Raw genomic sequence first — 17,801 nt, forward strand, 5'->3', positions numbered from 1 at the left:
GTTTTGCCCTTTTATTATATAATATGAGAAAATTTTACTTTGCGATATTTATATTAATAATTGGTTTATCAGGCTGTGTAACCGTTAAGCCAAAAGATTTTACTTACCTATATACTGCAGGATATACGGGTCTCGATACATTAATTAATATAGACGGTTATTATGTGGCTCAGAGAGAATGTGATTCTACATTTTCATCTGTTTTTATGTTCTATCCCGATGGACTATTCACTATTGCAACAACAAGTGATGTTTCTAACTTGAAAGATTGCTTCGAGAATGGAGGTAAATCTAACCTTTGTCAATATCCATCTTGGGGAACATATCGGATAGAAGGTAATACAATTAAGACACAAACCATCCGACAAGAGGGGATGGGTATCAGTACTATTTTTCGTGACTATGAAATTGGCGATGCTCAAACCTTAATTAACATAAGTGATTATGTAGTCCCTCAGAATACAAATCTAGGGTATATGAAAGATTATCCCTCCTTTTTAGAAAATCAATGCCCGGAAGTGGCAACCTTCTATCCCTTAGGTAAAAAGCGAAGTGAAAAGGACTGTCCTCTCTTAAATAAAAAATGGTTCAATCAAAATAAATAAAGAGATTATTTCGATTCTGAATATAATTTTTGTTTGTGAAATGTTGCTTAATTTGTCAATTTGTATAAAATAAAGGTTTAAATGTTTTCAGGATAACACAAATAGGTTAACTTTGCCAATTGTTTAATAAAAAAGCAAACACTAAGCTGTCTTTATATGAGTTACTTAATAGAACCGAATCAATATCATGCTTTGCTCGATCTGCAACAAACAGAAATGGGTATAAAACAAATAAAAGATTTTTTTCAACAAAATCTAGCCTCCGAACTTAGACTAAGAAGAGTTACCGCTCCTTTATTTGTATTAAAAGGAATGGGTATCAATGACGATCTTAATGGAGTAGAACGTGCTGTGACTTTTCCTATCAAAGATATGGGAGACCAATATGCCGAGATTGTACATTCTTTGGCAAAATGGAAACGACTAACGCTTGCCGATTATGGTATTAATGACGGATATGGAATATATACCGACATGAATGCTATTCGTGCAGACGAAGAATTAGGTAATTTACACTCTCTATATGTAGATCAGTGGGATTGGGAAATGGCAATATGTCCGGATAACCGTAATATTGAATTTTTGAAAGGAATTGTAAGACGCATTTATGCGGCTTTGGTTCGTACCGAATTTTTGGTTTATGAAATGTTCCCTCAAATTAAGCCTATTCTTTCGAATGAAATTAAATTCATTCATTCCGAGGAATTATTGCAACTATACCCTAATCTGACAGCTAAAGAAAGAGAAGATGAAATAGCAAAAGAATACGGAGCAGTATTCATTATGGGTATCGGTGGTGTATTGAGCAACGGCGAGCAGCACGATGGACGCGCACCTGATTATGATGACTGGACTACTTTGGATGAAAGCGGATACAGAGGACTAAACGGAGACCTTATTGTTTGGAATCCCGTATTAGGACGTGCGATGGAGTTGTCGTCTATGGGTATTCGTGTCAATAAAGAAGTTTTGTTGGAGCAACTAAAGATAAAAGGGCAAGAGTCTAAGAAAGAATTGTATTTCCATAAACGATTGATTGAAGGAACACTTCCTTTATCAATTGGTGGAGGTATCGGGCAATCGCGCCTTTGTATGTTTTTCCTTCGCAAAGGACATATCGGCGAGATACAAGCCGGTATATGGCCGCAAGATATGCGTCTGGAAGCTCAAAAGCTAGGAATGCCTCTGATTTGAGAAGACGTATTGACGAATAATATAAAAAATAACCGCCACCATTAAAATGTGTGACGGTTATTTTATTTTCTGATAATAGCTTATTTCTTTTTGATTAGGGATATTATCCAGAGGAGTAGAAGAGCTCCTATTGTAGACATTATAAGATTACCGATAATGCCATTCGCACTAAGTCCGAGAAGAATAAAAAGCCATCCTCCTAATACACTACCAACAACACCCACGATAAGGTTGACGATTAGACCGAATCCTTCTCCCTTAAATATTTTCCCTGCTAAAAAGCCCGCAAGAATACCAATTATAATTGACCAGATAAATCCCATATTACAAACTTATTAAATCCAACATCTTAATGTAGTATATAAACAAATACTAAAGTGATATTGTTTGCATAATAAATTTAACAGGATTTTGTTCAATGTTTCTAATCTTCAGTTTTCCGTCTATATCGGCCTTTTCTTCCGGTACGCTAACTCCTAGTCCCACTTTCCCCTCCTTCGTTACAAATATGTCATCCGAAATATTTACTCCTGCTGATGTGGTATTTCCTTGCGGATCGATATGGAAAATGCCAAGAGGATTTTCCGTATTTATCCCAACCTGCGAATACACTGTTCCTGTAAGCATAACAGCCAATAAAAATATAATTTTTCTTTTTGTAGTCATCTTCTTTTAATTTATACGTGAATATATTAGTTAATGCAATGCCTTTATGATAATAAAGGCAGTAGGTTGTAATCACTACAACCTACTGCCTTATATAGTTGTGCGGTAGATAATTGATTGTACAGAAACTAAATGACAATAAAAATAACCACCCTATACAATAATCGTTACTAGCATACAACTATGAAAGATTAAATTAATTGAGGAATGTTTGAATATATAACTCATAGTAACTTCTATATATTAAGTAATTAAAAGCAAATAATTCTCCCTGAAATTTTCAGGAAGAACTGTTTAATTATAAAGAGGTGTTACTTAGCAATCTCTTTTATAAACTAAATTATTGATGTTTTACAAAATTAGATGTTAGTATAATATACGACAAATTAATACCTGACAAGAGCATAAATGTATGATCAAGATCGTAAAAAAATGACTACAATTTCGTCAAAGGAGGTACATTGTCATTAAAAATGCTGATATCTTTAATATTTGCTACTTCTATTTTTGGGAGGCTGGGGGATTTGTCAAAGGATTAAAAAGGTCTGAGACCTTAATTATTAATCGTTCTGATTTTCGTACCTTTGTACTTCCAAAAATAAACACATGTCAGAAGAAAAAAATATACTCATAAAAGGAGCAAGAGTCAATAACCTGAAAAATATTGATGTCGAAATTCCTCGTAATAAGTTCGTTGTTATCACCGGGCTTTCGGGATCCGGTAAATCCTCCTTGGCTTTCGATACGTTATATGCCGAAGGGCAGAGGCGTTATGTAGAAAGTTTATCCTCTTATGCCCGTCAGTTTTTGGGTCGGATGAACAAACCCGAATGCGACTATATCAAGGGTATTCCTCCTGCTATAGCTATTGAGCAAAAAGTGAGTTCACGCAATCCCCGATCAACTGTTGGAACATCTACTGAAATTTACGAATACCTGCGTTTGCTATTTGCACGTATAGGTAAAACCATATCACCTATCTCGAATGAAGTGGTAAAAAAGCATCAGGTAAAAGATATTACTGATAAGATGCTGACTTATCCTGAAGGTACACGATTGGTTGTTCTTTCTAAAATTATCTTACGTGAGAATCGTAAGATGGAAGAACAATTAGATATACTCCAGAAAGAGGGGTTCTCACGTGTTGAATCGAAAGGCGAATTTATCCGTATAGATGATTTGTTGGAATCGAAAGAAGCTCTTGATCCGTCTCAGGTTTTATTGGTTATAGATCGTTTGTCTACATCGGCTGATAAAGCTACCTTAAATAGATTCTCGGAATCAGTAGAAACTGCATTCTTTGAGGGAGAAGGGGAGTGTACAATAAGATACTATGCAGAATCGGGTATCGAAAGTTTCGACTATTCTAAACGATTCGAAGCGGATGGAGTTCAGTTTGAAGAGCCAACCGATATGATGTTCAGTTTCAATAGCCCTGTCGGAGCATGTCCACAATGTGAAGGATTTGGTCAGGTTCTGGGTATTGACGAAGATCTGGTTATTCCTAATAAAGGACTATCGATATACGACGATGCCGTTTTTTGTTGGAAAGGAGAGAAAATGAGTGAGTGGAAGAATGAATTTATTCATTCAACCGCTAATCGTGATTTCCCAATCCATCGTCCTTACTTTAAATTGACGGAAAAAGAAAAAGACCTCCTTTGGCACGGTGCACCTGGTGTAATGGGTATTGATGCCTTCTTTAAAATGCTCGAAGAGAACCAATATAAGATACAATATCGTGTTATGTTGGCTCGCTATCGTGGAAAAACTACCTGTCCCACTTGTAAAGGTTCACGTTTGAAACCTCAGGCAATATATGTAAAGATAGGAGGAAAGTCAATTGCTGATTTAGTATTGATGCCCATTGCTGATTTGAAAGAATTTTTCAATCAACTTGAATTGGATGAAACTGATGCTGCCGTAGGGAAACGATTACTTACCGAGATTCGCAGTCGAATACAGTTTTTATTAAATGTGGGTTTGGGGTATCTTACTCTCAATCGTCTATCAAATTCTTTATCGGGTGGAGAGAGTCAACGTATCAATCTGGCAACCTCTTTGGGTAGTAGTTTAGTTGGATCATTATATATCTTAGATGAACCTAGTATCGGTTTACACTCAAGAGATACAGACTTACTGATAAAAGTGCTACGCGATTTACAAGGTTTGGGTAATACAGTGGTAGTGGTGGAGCATGATGAAGAAATAATTCGTGCAGCCGATTATATTATTGATATAGGTCCTCAAGCTGGACGATTGGGTGGCGAGCTTGTCTATCAAGGTTCATTAGCTAATCTTGATAAGAGTAGTAACAGCCATACCGTACGTTATTTGAATGGGGAAGAAACCATTGCTGTACCTGCTAAGCCTCGTAAGTGGAATAATTATATAGAGATAAAAGGAGCAAGGCAAAATAATCTTCAGAATATAGATGTGAAGTTTCCTTTGAATGTGATGACTGTGGTAACAGGAGTCAGCGGATCGGGAAAATCGTCATTGGTTTGCGATGTATTTTACAATGCACTTCAAAAACATTATAAAGGAACAAGCGATCGTATTGTTCAGTTTAATGAACTAGTGGGCGATCTTAAGATGATTAAGAGCGTTGAAATGGTAGATCAGAATCCTATTGGAAGATCATCACGTTCCAATCCTGTTACATACATAAAAGCGTACGATGAAATAAGAAAGCTTTTTGCCGATCAGCAACTTGCAAAGCAAATGAGCTTTACACCTGCTTTCTTCTCTTTTAACGTTGAGGGAGGTAGATGCGAAGAATGTAAAGGAGATGGTAAAACCACCATTGAAATGCAATTCATGGCTGATATTACACTCGAATGCGAAGCCTGTAAAGGAAAGCGTTTCAAACCCGAAGTACTCGAAGTGGAATATCGTGGAGCCAGTATCCATGATGTGTTGGAAATGACCGTAGATCAGGCTATCGAATTCTTTGAGGAAGGGAAAGGTAGCACTGAGAAAAAGATCGTAAAACGCCTTAAAACGCTTCAGGAAGTAGGGCTAGGGTATATAAAGATGGGGCAGGCTTCATCTACTCTCTCGGGAGGCGAAAACCAACGGGTAAAACTGGCTTCATACCTTGGAGAGGAAAAATCCGAGCCTACTTTATTTATCTTTGATGAACCTACTACAGGACTTCACTTCCATGATGTGAAAACTTTATTGAAAGCTTTTGATTCGTTGATTGGGCGAGGGCATACAGTTGTTATTATAGAACATAATATGGATGTGATTAAATGTGCCGATCATATTATTGATATAGGTCCCGAAGGTGGAAAAGAAGGTGGAAAAGTGGTTTGTGAAGGTACTCCTAAGCAGATAGCTAAATGTGCCAAGTCTCATACCGGACATTTTCTGAAAGATAAACTTGATGTCTAAGTAATAATTTAGCAATATATAAAAGGGAGCAGGTTCAATTAAAGAATCTGCTCCCTTTTTGTTTTTATAATCTTCCTTTCGATTTATGGTATGCTATAAGCCCATGCATAGGATTTTCAAGAATAAGATCTACTTTAATATCCAGTTCATCCGCTATCTGTTTTAACTGAGAGGCGTACATACCGGCAAGCGACCCAACAAAGCGTACAGGGTAGTTGGTGTAATCATACTGCATGATATTTCTTACAAAGAAAGATTTCAGGTTCTCATAAATTAAGTTTTTTACATAAGGATGTTCGAGGTATTCGTATAGGAAATTTGAAAGTAGTGACAGTAACACGTTTGGAGAAGGCTTACTATATATATAGTCTAGTATCTGATCAGGGTCAATTCCGTACTTGTCAAAAAAGGATAGGGATAGCTCCGGAGGGGCTAGGCCTTTCAGACAGTCTGCTAAGAATACTTTACCTAAAGATGTGCTACTGCCTTCGTCTCCTAGAATATATCCCAGAGGTCTGATGTTTTTTACAATAGATTCTCCATCATAAAAACACGAATTAGAGCCTGTAGAAAGTATACATCCTATTCCCGGCTGATTACCGAAAAGGGCACGGGCAGCTCCTAGAAGGTCGCTTTCTATTATAGCCGGCGTTCTGAATTGTGCCTCTAGGGAAGCTTTTACTATATTTTTTTTTTCTGAAGAAGAAAAACCTGCCCCATAAAAAAATGTAGTGCTGATTTTTAATTTGAAAAATATCGGGGGAAGTTGTAACCGAACAATATGGCTAATCTCCCTTCTTGACTGAAAGTAGGGGTTAATTTCATCTGTTAAATAACGCTCAATTATTCCATCGTCATTAACCAGGCACCATTCTGTTTTTGTAGAACCACTTGCCGCTAATAGTATCACTTGTTCAGGTTTTTTTTAGACACAAAAATATGAATCATTAGGTGTCCTCATAAAAATATAAAGAATTTCTAATAAATGATACTTTATTTCTGAAAAAATACTGTTTTTTTAAAATTTAAGCAACAATGCATACTTAATGCGATGTTTTATCACTATAACTGCCTCTAGTTGTTATGCCCAGCCGAAGCAATAAAAAAGGCTGCGACCTTAAAATGCTTTCAGGCTTAAATCAATGTTTGGAGCAGAATAAATGATCGATCCGGAAGAGATAAAATTAACTCCTGTTTTAGCAATGGCCTGTACCGATTCTTTGGTTATTCCTCCCGATGCTTCGGTTTGTGCTTTATTACCAATTAGCTTTACAGCTTCGCCCATTTGATCGAGAGTCATATTATCCAGCATAATAATGTCTACGGCATTGGTTGCAAGGGCTTCTTTTACTTCCTCTAAGTTTCGAGTTTCGACCTCTATTTTTAGCGATTTGTTGTTTTCTTGTAAGTATTTTACAGTTGAAGCAACTGCCTTGGTTATACCTCCTGCATAGTCGTTGTGATTATCCTTAAGCATAATCATATCATACAATCCGTAACGATGATTGGTTGCCCCACCTATATATACAGCCCATTTTTCACACATGCGAAAGTTGGGAGTAGTCTTGCGGGTATCCAATATTTTAGTCTCGGTGTTTGCTATAAGTAAAGCCATTTCACGGGCACTTGTTGCAATACCGCTCATGCGTTGCATACAATTCAAAACGAAGCGTTCCATGCTCAAGATAGAGCGTGCCGAACCTTCAACGGTTAGAGCAACGTCTCCTTTTACAACTTGGTCTCCATCATTCTTGAATACCTCTATTTTCAGATTCTTATCGTAATGATGGAATATTTCTTTAGCTAGTTCAACTCCCGCAAGTACACAATCATCTTTCACCAAGAGTCTGGCTCTTTGTTGCAAATGTTCGGGCACACTGGCTAATGTAGAGTGATCGCCGTCTCCGAGGTCTTCTTTAATTGCTTCGGTGATGAAATGCTGTAATCTTTCGTTGGTTACGTATATCGGTCTGTTCATTTTTTATCTAAGCTTTTGTTGTAAAATGCACCTCTGTTTTCTTTCTGCTCTATACTTTGTGTAATGATCAGATAGGCTACACTTACTAAGTTTCTTAATTCTGATAGTTGAGGTGACAGAAAAGAGAAATTGTATATTTCTTTTACTGCTCTGTATATCTCTTCTTCCTTTTGCTTTGCCAATTCAAGTCGGCTATTTGAGCGGACAATTCCTACAAGATCGCTCATCAATACTTGTAATTGTTTACGTAGGTAGTTTAAAAGAACCATTTCTTCATTGACTTTCAATCCCTTTTCATCCCATTCGGGAACTTTGTTCAGGTTGATGTAATTGAACTTATCTTCATTTAAGCGTTCTACTGTTTTTATAGCTGCCCTGTGTCCGAATACTAAAGCCTCTAGTAAGGAATTAGAAGCTAATCGGTTAGCTCCGTGTAGTCCAGTGTTGGAACATTCGCCAACAGCAAACATATTCTTAATGGTGCTTTGTCCGAATGTATCTACGTCAATACCTCCGCACAAGTAATGACTGGCAGGAACAACAGGTATCAAGTCTTTAAACATATCATACCCTTCATCCATACATTGTTGATATATGTTGGGGAAGTGTTTTAAGAATTCCTCTCTATTAAGCGATCTGCAATCGAGACATACAAAGTCGTCTCCTCGTAATTTCATTTCGCTGTCTATGGCTCTAGCCACAATATCACGCGATGCAAGTTCTTCTCTTTCGTCGTATTTATGCATGAATGGTTCCCCCGAAGCAGTACGCAATTTTGCACCGAAGCCTCTTACCGCTTCCGATATTAAAGATAATTGTCCGGGTCGATTGCTGTAAAATGCAGTAGGATGAAACTGTATAAATTGCATATTGCTGATCTTAGCCTTTGCACGGTGAGCAAGACCTATACCGTCTCCTGTTGCTATAATAGGATTAGTCGTATTTTTGTATACATGTCCGCATCCACCTGTCGCCATTAATGTTATCTTTGCCGACATTTTTTTTACCTGCTGTGTCTTGAGATCAAGAACATAGGCTCCATAACAGTTGAGGCTGTATTTGTCGAATGGCTCATTCGGAATATGATGTTCGGTAATGAGGTCAATTACATAGTGATGATTCAGAAGTTGGGTATTCTCCAGTTTATTGATAGCATCTAATAATGCTCTTTCAATCTCGGCTCCGGTTATATCTTTATGATGTATAACTCTGTTTTCTGTATGACCACCCTCTCTGCCTAAATCGTAAGTGTTGCTGCTATTCTTGTCGAAGTTAACGCCCCAATCAATAATTTCTTTGATCCGTTGAGGCCCTTCCTTTATTACAATTTCTACAACTTCCCGATTGCATAATCCGCCACCTGCTCTAAGTGTGTCTTCGATGTGCTTTTCGAAGCTGTCTGTCTCGAAGTTAGTTACTACTGCAACCCCGCCCTGTGCATATTTGGTGTTGGACTCTTCGTCGTCCGATTTAGTTATTATTGTAATAGTGGCGTCAGGTCTTTCTTGTGCTACTTTCAGAGCATAAGACAATCCCGATATGCCCGATCCGATAACTAAGATATCTGTGTAAATCATCTTTTTAAATGTTATAACTACCTTCGGTTATTATAATTGTAAAGCAATAAAAGAGGTCTATGGCCTCTTTACTTAATGGCTTTTGACATTTCAAGCATTCTGTTGATTGGTTGAAGGGCTTTTATACGTAAATCTTCATCCAATGTTATTTCGGGTAACTCATACTTCATACATAAGTATAGTTTTTGCATGGTATTGAGTTTCATAAATGCACACTCTCCACAATTGCAGCTCTTATCATTTACTAATGCAGGAATCAGTTTTTTATTAGGAGCTTTCTTTTGCATCTCGTGTAGAATACCTTCTTCGGTAGCAACAATATATTCAGTGGAGCTATCTTCCACTACATAATTGAGCAGATTAGAGGTCGATCCCACATAGATGGCTACTTTCAGAAGAGGTGCTTTTGCTTCGGGGTGAGCTATTAGTTTAGCTTTTGGATTGTCAAGCATTTGCTGAGCAATTCTTTCTAACGAAAAAGCTTCGTGTACATAACAAGCACCATTCCATAGAATCATTTTCCGACCTGTTACTTGGTTAAGATAGGCTCCGAGGTTCTTGTCAGGTGCAAATATTATTTCCTGATCTATAGGCAGTGCATTTATAATATGCTCAGCATTAGATGAGGTCACTATAATATCACTTTCTGCTTTTACTGTCGAATCGCAGTTTATGTAACTTATTACTATTGCATTGGGGTACTGTTTTCTCATTTCTCTAAGACCTTCTCCAGAGCAAGAGTCGGCTAAAGAACATCCTGCTAAAGTATCAGGTAGAACTACTTTTTTTGTAGGGTTTACAATTTTTGCAGTTTCAGCCATAAAGTGAACACCACAAAATACAATCATATCAGCATCTGTTTTCTCGGCAGCTCTTGCTAATTGCAGACTGTCGCCCAAATAGTCGGCTATATCTTGAATATCGCCTGTTTGGTAATAATGGGCTAGTATAATTGCATTTTTTTCTTTACGCAGTTTATTTATTTCTGCTATCAAATCTATTCCTTTCGGAATTTCCATATCCAAGTATCCCTTTTGAGATAATGTTTTTATGGCGTTTTCTAGTTGTTGAGGCATAATAAGTACAGTAAAATGTTTATTTCAACGTCATTCTATTGATCAAATACCAAGTAATAATAAGTATTTGATTGTATCCCAGGTTATAACTTTTTATGGTTTTTTTATCTGCCAAATCAATAAAAAGGTCTGAGGTCTTAAACTTTTCAAGGCATAAAGATAAGCCTTTCTACAATTCTATTTCATACAAGAAGAGGAATAAGTTAGATCGAATGTTCCGAAAATGTTCTAAAATGTAAGATTTCGCAACTAAAAGTATTTAGATCGACACATTGTTATCTTGTTTTGGGTTTTCTTGTAAATTCTGTCATAAAAAAGTAATGATTTTGTTACCTAACCTTATCTCTTTTGATGCTGCTCTGTAACAATAAAGCGAGTGATTTGTGTAGAGAAAATTAGAATTTATATGCACAATCAAGATTATCTTATTTCAGAAGAAAAAAATTACGTATTAAAATTGACCTTAACAGTTTTTGCTCTACTGGTTGCAAGTGTATTGTTTTCGCAAACCTCCATTAAGGGAATTGTGACAGATGCCAAAACCGGTGAAACTTTACCTGGAGTGGCTGTTTCCATAAAGAACACAACTCAAGGAGTGATGAGCGATGCAGATGGTAATTATGAACTAAATGTAGGAGCAGGTAAGCATACTGTTGTAGCATCGTATCTCTCATACAGTGCTTTGGAAGTAACAGATGTAGAGGTAAAGAGAGGAGAAATAACTAACCTTAATATTCCTATGCAGGAATCACTTAATGCGTTGAATGAGGTTGTTGTGGTAGCCATGGCAAGAATCAATTCGGAGGTGTCGTTACTCAACTCAATGAAAAATGCGAATGGAATTGTAAGTGGAGTGTCATCGCAACAAATATCTAGAAATCAGGATAGGGATGCTTCAGAAGTTATACGAAGAATTCCTGGAATCTCCATTATGGATAACAAATTTATTGTAGCCCGAGGATTATCTCAGCGATACAATAATGTATGGATTAATAATAGTGCTACACCCAGTTCGGAAGCCGATAGCAGGTCTTTTTCCTTCGACTTGATTCCTAGTTCTCAGATTGAAAATATTATGATCGTTAAATCGCCACAACCCGAATTGCCAGCCGATTTCTCAGGAGGTTTTGTTAAGGTAGCAACTAAAGGGATTCCGAGTGAAAATTCGATGGAGATTAGTTACGGAACAGGCTTTAATGCTCAAACTCAATTTGAAGATTTTAAATACAATCCCGGAAGTTCGACGGATTTCCTTGGATTCGACAACGGACACAGAAGCCTTAGAAGTATTGTTCCGTTCAGGCTTGATGGCGATAATACCGAGATGGTGGATGCTGTAACTAAGAACGGATTCAATAATAATTGGGCTATAAAAACAAAGAGTCCTTTGCCCGATCAGAGATTTTCTTTTGCTATGAGCAGACGCATTAATACGGAGGGAGGGCAACAATGGGGATTGACTAGTGCCATTAATTATAGTTACACAAGCCGTACACTGATGAATATGAGGAATGCTCAGTATGAGGTGTATAATGATATATCGGATAAAACAGAATTGGATAACGATTATAGTGATAATCAGTATAACACAAATGCCCGATTGGGAGCGATGGTTAACTTGTCTTTCATTTCGAATAAGAATAATCATTATGAATTTCAGAATATCTTTAATCAGTTAGGTCAAGATCGTTACACATTCCGTGAAGGAACGGATTACACAAGTGGTCGTTCAAAAAGACAAGAGAGGCAAGAATATTTATATTCAAGCAGAACTACCTATTCGGGGCAGTTTACAGGAAAACATACTCTATCTTTTACAGACAAATTGGATTGGACTTTGGGCTTTTCTTATGCCAATAAGAATCAGCCGGATCGAAGAATGATTAACCGTACCGAAAATGCTTCTACTGCGGAAGATCCATTTAATGGACAGATGTATGTCTCTCAGGCTGATATTGAACGAAATTTTATAGACCTAAGTGAATATACATATAATGCAGCTGCAAATTATTCGCACGATCTGAAGATCAACTCATCCATTACTTCAACCTTAAAAGGAGGCTTTTATGGAGAGTATAAAGTGAAGGATTATAATACACGAGACTTTGATTTTCTGTATAATGAAAATTATTTCCCTTATAGTTTCCGTTTCGGAGATGTAGTGAAGGATATCCTTATTCCTGAAAATTTTGGAGCAAACAGACTGTATATAAACGAATCTACTAATAATGTCGATAGTTACGATGGGAACAATAAACTTTTGGCAGCTTATCTGGCAATCAACATACCCTATAAGAAGTTTAATATTTATGCAGGTGCACGTTTCGAACACGACATTATGACCTTAACCAACTTTATATCGCCGGTAGGTTTTGAAACCAAAGATTCGGAATATAAGACAACCGATGTTTTTCCATCATTAAATGTGAGCTATAATCTCGATAAATCAAATATTCTTCGATTTGCTTATGGGATGTCGATCAATCGACCTGAATTTAGAGAGGTTTCTCCCGCATCATTTTATGACTTCGACCTCTTCAACAGAATACAAGGTAACCCCGATCTGAAAGCAGCTTATATTCAGAATTTAGATTTACGATACGAGTTTTATCCGTCCTCCGGTGAGCTGGTATCTGTGGCACTATTCTATAAACATTTCGAGAATCCGATTGAATGGACTTTCATTAATACAGGGGGAGGAAGCCGAATATTTACGTTCGAGAACGCTTTATCGGGGCAGAATCTAGGAGTTGAGATTGACCTGAAAAAACGACTTGATTTTATGGGACTGAAAGATTTCTCTGCTGTTATTAATGGATCATTGATACAGAGTAAAGTCAAATTTGAAGAAAACAGTACAGAAGACGAGCGTCCGCTGCAAGGACAATCACCCTTCCTTGTGAATGCAGGTTTCTTTTACCAAAGCGAGCCATTACAACTGACTGCCGGTCTTATGTATAATATAATAGGAAAGCGCATTGTAGGTATTGGACTGAAAAGTAAGAGTGAGAACAGTACGGTTAATGATGATATACCCGATATGTACGAAATGCCACGAAATGTACTTGACTTTACTGTAACAAAGCGAATCGGAAAACAATTGGAGATTGCAGCAGCTGTTAAAGATATATTTTCTCAGGATGTGCTTTATAAACAGTTTCCAAAGTTTATAGATGATGCCGGGGTATTGCATGAGAGACAACAAACAACCAGAAGATTCAATCCGGGGCAGAATATAAGCCTTTCTGCCAAATTCAACTTTTAAAGTCCAAGACGTTATGTTTTCAGAATACAAAAACAAATAATGTTAGTAACTTAATTTTTAAATATTTACACAATGAAACTTTTCAAATTATCTAATTTAGCATTGATAGCAAGTAGCATCATGCTCTTTACGAATTGTAGTAGTGACGACAGTTCACCTACGAATCCCGAGCCAACTCCTGTTGTTGGTGTGATTGGAGATGGAAGTACAACCGGCTATGAGATAAAAAAAGATACGGTGTTCGAAAAAGGAACATATACGCTAAAAGGTTGGGTATATGTAGTTAAGGGTGCTTCGGTAACATTTAAGCCGGGAACCATTATTAAAGGAGATAAGACAACTACCGGTAGTTTGATTATAGAACCGGGTGCTAAAATTTATGCACAAGGTACAGCTAGTGAACCCATTGTATTTACTTCTGCACAAGCAAAAGGAAGTCGTAAACCGGGAGACTGGGGCGGACTTATTATCTGTGGAAATGCGAAGACCAATAACGGTGGTATGCTTCAGATAGAAGGTGGCCCAAGAACAAAATACGGTGGCGAAAATGATGCTGATAATTCAGGAGTGTTGAGCTATGTGCGTGTTGAGTTTGCCGGATATCCTTTCGAAGAAAACAAAGAGATAAACGGTATTACTTTCGGAGCGGTAGGTAGCGGAACTAAAGTGGATCACTTACAGGTTTCTTATTCAAATGACGATTCTTACGAATGGTTCGGTGGATCTGTTAATGCTAAATATCTGGTAGCATATCATGGTTGGGATGATGATTTTGATACAGACAATGGTTTCTCCGGAAAATTGCAATATCTTTTGGCTGTTCGTCACCCAAAGATTGCAGATACTTCTCTTTCGAATGGTTTTGAATCAGATAATAATAAAGCCGGAACAAATGGTATTCCTAAAACATCTGCCGTATTCAGTAACGTAACTTTGGTTGGTCCGATAGGTCAGGCAGCAGATTTTGTGAATACTTTAGAGTATATCAATGCAGGAAATTATAGACCTAATAATAACTCAAAGACAGGATTGTTCCAAGCTGCTATGCAAATCAGACGTTATTCTCAGTTGAGCTGTTTCAACTCTGTAGCTATGGGCTTTCCTGTAGGACTTCTACTGGATAATCAAAATGGAGATAGTCAGAGTTTAGCAACTAATGGTACATTGAAAATCAATAATGTATTCTTTGCACAGATAAGAGTTGTGGGATCGGATGTAAACAACAGCTTGGCAGATAAATATTCGACAAACGGAGTTGATATGACAGAGGCACAGTCTTTCTCTCATACTTATTTTGTGGCTCAAACGGGTAATAAAGTATTGGCTAATATCTCGGACTTGAAATTAAAACAACCTAATAGCCTGTCAGCTAGTCCAAATTGGGGACCTACAACAGGTAGTCCTTTACTGGGCGCTGCTTCATTTACAGATGCCTTATTACAATCGGGCTTTGATAAAGTTGATTATGTAGGCGCATTCAAGAGTGATTCTGATGCTGATAACTGGACTAAAGGATGGACAAACTTTGATCCTCAAAATACAGATTATTAATCAGAAATATATATATAGTAGAGATTGTTTAGAATAGGGATTAAGTTGCATATAGATTCTAAAAATAATACTCTACTTAGTATGCAAGCGGCTAGTGATTAGTCGCTTGCTTTATTTAGGGTTGCGTAATTCACTTAACACGAGCTGCTTTAATGCAGCTCTGTTTATTTTACCAGTTTCGGTCAAGGGGATTTTAGAAACTTTGATTATTTTTTTAGGGATAAAATAGACAGGCAATAAATTCGAAATTATATTCTTATCAATTTCTTTCTCTGTAGCTAACACCACAATCTCTCCAAATTTGGGATCGGGTAGCGATGTGATAGCAAAGCCGTTCTTTAACGCAGGTCTTAATAATGCTTCTATTTCTTCTATCTGTATTTTTACACCACCACTATTTATGATATTATCTTTCCGTCCGATAATACGAAAGCTTTTGTCTTCGTATATTTCCACTATATCATTTGTGTAGAGTCGTTCATTGGAAACCAATGGAGCATCTATAATCAATGCATTATCTTCCGATAGAGATAAAGTAACGGAATCAAAAGGATAATAATGATCTGAAGCCTCCTTACCATTCAATCGTCGTAAAGCAATATGAGAAAGAGTTTCTGTCATTCCATAAGTAGAATATACTTTGTGAGGAAAGTCTTTTACCGCTTCTTCTATTTGCGGATCAATTGAACCTCCCCCGATAATCAGGTTTTTAATATTGCTTAATCGTTTTTTTTCTGTATCTGATTGCAAACTATTAAATACTTGTAGGGGAATCATTGCAGCAAAAGAGAACTCTTTATGTATGTTTTTTAAAGGATTACCCGATGGTAAAACAGGATATAGATCCAGCTCCGCAACTAAAGCACGAACAGCTACCATTTTGCCTGCAATATAATCCAAAGACATACAAAGCAGAGCAGAATCTCCCTTTTTTAAACCAAGAAAAGAGCAAGTCAGCTGTGCGCTTTGCATCATCTTGCTTTTCTCAACAAACATTTCTTTTGGAATACCCGTAGAACCTGAAGTCTGAACTTTTATTGTGGGAGAATCAGAAAACCAATCATTAAGAAATAAAAGCAAATCGTTGTGAAACTCTGAGTGAGAGACAGATTCAGGTAAATTTTCACCCAAGAATATATCGGAAGAATATGTTTTACCTTCAATCGTTATTGTTTGTTTTGTTCTATCTAATTGGTACATAATTATATCAGATTGTCTAACGTTGGAAACTGACCGTTCGGATTGCTCCATAAACAATCGCCTTTAATGATTAACGGCATCTCTATGTTGTTGGTATAAAGACCTCCTGTTCCTAATCCTTGAGGTAAAGGATTATCGAAAGTGGCACACCATTGGGCAATAGCATTTAATCCTATATTAGATTCAAGTGCTGAGGTTATCCACCAATCTATTTTTAATTCTTCGGCTAGCTTTATCCATTCTTCAGAGCCACTGATACCACCATGTAAAGTTGGTTTCAGAATAATATATTGTGGTCTGATAGTTTCTAATAATCTTCTTTTCTCTTCGGGTTGATGAATGCCGATAAGCTCTTCATCCAATGCAATAGGTAAAGGAGTTTCTTTAGTCAACCGAGCCATTTCGTCCCATTGTCCTGCACGGATAGGTTGTTCAATGGAATGTAAGTCCAGTTCCGAAAGCTGTTTCAGTTTATCTAATGCTTCATCTAGTGCAAAAGCTCCGTTTGCATCTACTCGTAAAGTAATCTGATCTGCTGAAAAATGCTTCCGTATGTGTTGAAGAAGTTTTATTTCGTCCTCAAAATTGATAGCTCCTATTTTCAGTTTAATACAGTGAAAGCCTTGTTCCATTTTGGCTTCTATCTGTTCGTGCATATACTGAAAATCGCCCATCCAAATTAAGCCATTGATCGGAATACCTTTTTGTCCATGGGTAAATGAGTTGTCCCATAGCTTAAAATTTCCACTCTCATAATGGCGCAGAGCTGTTTCTAACCCGAATAGAATAGAAGGATAAGGACGCAAAGCCTCCTTATCCAATGTTTTATTTTGTTCTAACTCCTTACAAAACTGTTCCAATGTTTGCTCATAATCCTCACTGTAATCACAACTCAGATCAAACAAAGGAGCACATTCTCCTATTCCCCAATGTTGGGGAGCGGAGGGTGAATATATCACTACATACCAAATTTTATGGTCGTGATATACTCCCCGAGATGTACCTGCAGGTTTTTTGAAATGTAGGGTATAAGGGATTATTTTTGTCTTAAACTCCATAAGCAATATTCAGTAAAGTATTACACAAAGTAATCGGTAAAGTAACTAAAGGTGACAAAAGATGTAACTTTTATGTAAATATTAATCCATTGGTTTACAGTTGATAGTATCTGAAAAGGTTACAAAAGTGACAAAAGTGCTCAGTACATGACAAAAATTTACACGGGTCTATATTCTGCTTGTAATAAGCCTTGTAAAGGTATTCAAAAATATAATCGAGTCCATATTTGAA

General features: G+C 37.1%; 13 protein-coding genes. 5 read left to right on the forward strand and 8 right to left on the reverse strand.

Annotated elements, in window-relative coordinates; genetic code table 11:
* Positions 1–23 precede the first annotated feature (23 nt).
* Entirely contained in the window at positions 24–605 is a 582-nt protein-coding gene (locus CLV62_RS15375) for a hypothetical protein (protein WP_110311660.1), read from the forward strand.
* 156 nt (positions 606–761) lie between these two features.
* Positions 762–1,799: an aspartate--ammonia ligase gene (asnA, locus tag CLV62_RS15380; RefSeq protein ID WP_110311661.1), complete on the forward strand. Its 1,038-nt coding sequence runs from the start codon at positions 762–764 to the stop codon at positions 1,797–1,799.
* Positions 1,800–1,879: 80 nt separating this feature from the next.
* On the opposite strand, the gene CLV62_RS15385 is transcribed toward asnA, so the two are convergent.
* Together CLV62_RS15385 and CLV62_RS15390 are read right to left on the reverse strand one after the other, a co-directional pair.
* Positions 1,880–2,122, reverse strand: coding sequence for a GlsB/YeaQ/YmgE family stress response membrane protein (locus CLV62_RS15385; RefSeq protein WP_110311662.1), 243 nt, complete (start codon positions 2,120–2,122; stop codon positions 1,880–1,882).
* A 49-nt stretch (positions 2,123–2,171) separates the two neighbouring features.
* Positions 2,172–2,465 carry a hypothetical protein gene (locus tag CLV62_RS15390; RefSeq protein ID WP_110311663.1) on the reverse strand — a complete coding sequence of 98 codons (294 nt, stop codon included), beginning with the start codon at positions 2,463–2,465 and terminating at the stop codon, positions 2,172–2,174.
* Between the two features lie 606 nt (positions 2,466–3,071).
* On the opposite strand from CLV62_RS15390, the gene uvrA reads away from it, so the two are divergent.
* Complete coding sequence (gene uvrA / locus CLV62_RS15395) at positions 3,072–5,864, forward strand: excinuclease ABC subunit UvrA (protein WP_110311664.1); 2,793 nt, start codon at positions 3,072–3,074, stop codon at positions 5,862–5,864.
* A 64-nt stretch (positions 5,865–5,928) separates the two neighbouring features.
* Here uvrA and CLV62_RS15400 read toward each other — a convergent pair whose 3' ends face one another.
* The 4 genes from CLV62_RS15400 to nadA form a co-directional block, all read right to left on the reverse strand.
* A complete protein-coding gene (locus CLV62_RS15400; RefSeq protein ID WP_110311665.1) occupies positions 5,929–6,774 on the reverse strand; it encodes a hypothetical protein in 846 nt (281 codons plus the stop codon).
* 207 nt (positions 6,775–6,981) lie between these two features.
* Positions 6,982–7,842, reverse strand: coding sequence for a carboxylating nicotinate-nucleotide diphosphorylase (nadC, locus tag CLV62_RS15405; protein ID WP_110311666.1), 861 nt, complete (start codon positions 7,840–7,842; stop codon positions 6,982–6,984).
* Complete coding sequence (gene nadB / locus CLV62_RS15410; protein WP_110311667.1) at positions 7,839–9,419, reverse strand: L-aspartate oxidase; 1,581 nt, start codon at positions 9,417–9,419, stop codon at positions 7,839–7,841. Before nadB ends, nadC begins: the two co-directional genes overlap by 4 nt.
* A gap of 68 nt (positions 9,420–9,487) precedes the next feature.
* Entirely contained in the window at positions 9,488–10,495 is a 1,008-nt protein-coding gene (gene nadA / locus CLV62_RS15415; protein WP_110311668.1) for a quinolinate synthase NadA, read from the reverse strand.
* A 406-nt stretch (positions 10,496–10,901) separates the two neighbouring features.
* Here nadA and CLV62_RS15420 point away from each other — a divergent pair, with 406 nt between their 5' ends.
* Together CLV62_RS15420 and CLV62_RS15425 are read left to right on the forward strand one after the other, a co-directional pair.
* The gene (locus CLV62_RS15420) at positions 10,902–13,760 is read left to right on the forward strand and encodes a TonB-dependent receptor (protein WP_110311669.1); all 2,859 of its coding nucleotides are present in this window, start codon (positions 10,902–10,904) and stop codon (positions 13,758–13,760) included.
* A gap of 72 nt (positions 13,761–13,832) precedes the next feature.
* Positions 13,833–15,311: a hypothetical protein gene (locus tag CLV62_RS15425; RefSeq protein WP_110311670.1), complete on the forward strand. Its 1,479-nt coding sequence runs from the start codon at positions 13,833–13,835 to the stop codon at positions 15,309–15,311.
* Positions 15,312–15,422: 111 nt separating this feature from the next.
* Here the strand turns inward: CLV62_RS15425 and CLV62_RS15430 are convergent, their stop codons facing one another.
* Both CLV62_RS15430 and CLV62_RS15435 read right to left on the reverse strand, forming a co-directional pair.
* Complete coding sequence (locus CLV62_RS15430; RefSeq protein ID WP_110311671.1) at positions 15,423–16,511, reverse strand: AMP-binding protein; 1,089 nt, start codon at positions 16,509–16,511, stop codon at positions 15,423–15,425.
* Positions 16,512–16,513: 2 nt separating this feature from the next.
* Positions 16,514–17,569, reverse strand: coding sequence for an o-succinylbenzoate synthase (locus tag CLV62_RS15435; protein WP_110311672.1), 1,056 nt, complete (start codon positions 17,567–17,569; stop codon positions 16,514–16,516).
* Between the last annotated feature and the right edge of the window lie 232 nt (positions 17,570–17,801).

Source organism: Indolivaga alginatilytica (assembly GCF_003201355.1).
GTDB classification, from domain to species: domain Bacteria; phylum Bacteroidota; class Bacteroidia; order Bacteroidales; family Dysgonomonadaceae; genus Dysgonomonas_A; species Dysgonomonas_A alginatilytica.

Excerpts from the sequence above, each read along its gene's own strand:
- CLV62_RS15375 (WP_110311660.1), top strand. The coding sequence starts at position 24 with ATGAGAAAATTTTACTTTGCGATATTTATATTAATAATTGGTTTATCA.
- asnA (WP_110311661.1), top strand. The coding sequence starts at position 762 with ATGAGTTACTTAATAGAACCGAATCAATATCATGCTTTGCTCGATCTG.
- CLV62_RS15385 (WP_110311662.1), bottom strand. The coding sequence starts at position 2,122 with ATGGGATTTATCTGGTCAATTATAATTGGTATTCTTGCGGGCTTTTTA.
- CLV62_RS15390 (WP_110311663.1), bottom strand. The coding sequence starts at position 2,465 with ATGACTACAAAAAGAAAAATTATATTTTTATTGGCTGTTATGCTTACA.
- uvrA (WP_110311664.1), top strand. The coding sequence starts at position 3,072 with ATGTCAGAAGAAAAAAATATACTCATAAAAGGAGCAAGAGTCAATAAC.
- nadC (WP_110311666.1), bottom strand. The coding sequence starts at position 7,842 with ATGAACAGACCGATATACGTAACCAACGAAAGATTACAGCATTTCATC.
- nadB (WP_110311667.1), bottom strand. The coding sequence starts at position 9,419 with ATGATTTACACAGATATCTTAGTTATCGGATCGGGCATATCGGGATTG.
- nadA (WP_110311668.1), bottom strand. The coding sequence starts at position 10,495 with ATGCCTCAACAACTAGAAAACGCCATAAAAACATTATCTCAAAAGGGA.
- CLV62_RS15420 (WP_110311669.1), top strand. The coding sequence starts at position 10,902 with ATGCACAATCAAGATTATCTTATTTCAGAAGAAAAAAATTACGTATTA.
- CLV62_RS15425 (WP_110311670.1), top strand. The coding sequence starts at position 13,833 with ATGAAACTTTTCAAATTATCTAATTTAGCATTGATAGCAAGTAGCATC.
- CLV62_RS15430 (WP_110311671.1), bottom strand. The coding sequence starts at position 16,511 with ATGTACCAATTAGATAGAACAAAACAAACAATAACGATTGAAGGTAAA.
- CLV62_RS15435 (WP_110311672.1), bottom strand. The coding sequence starts at position 17,569 with ATGGAGTTTAAGACAAAAATAATCCCTTATACCCTACATTTCAAAAAA.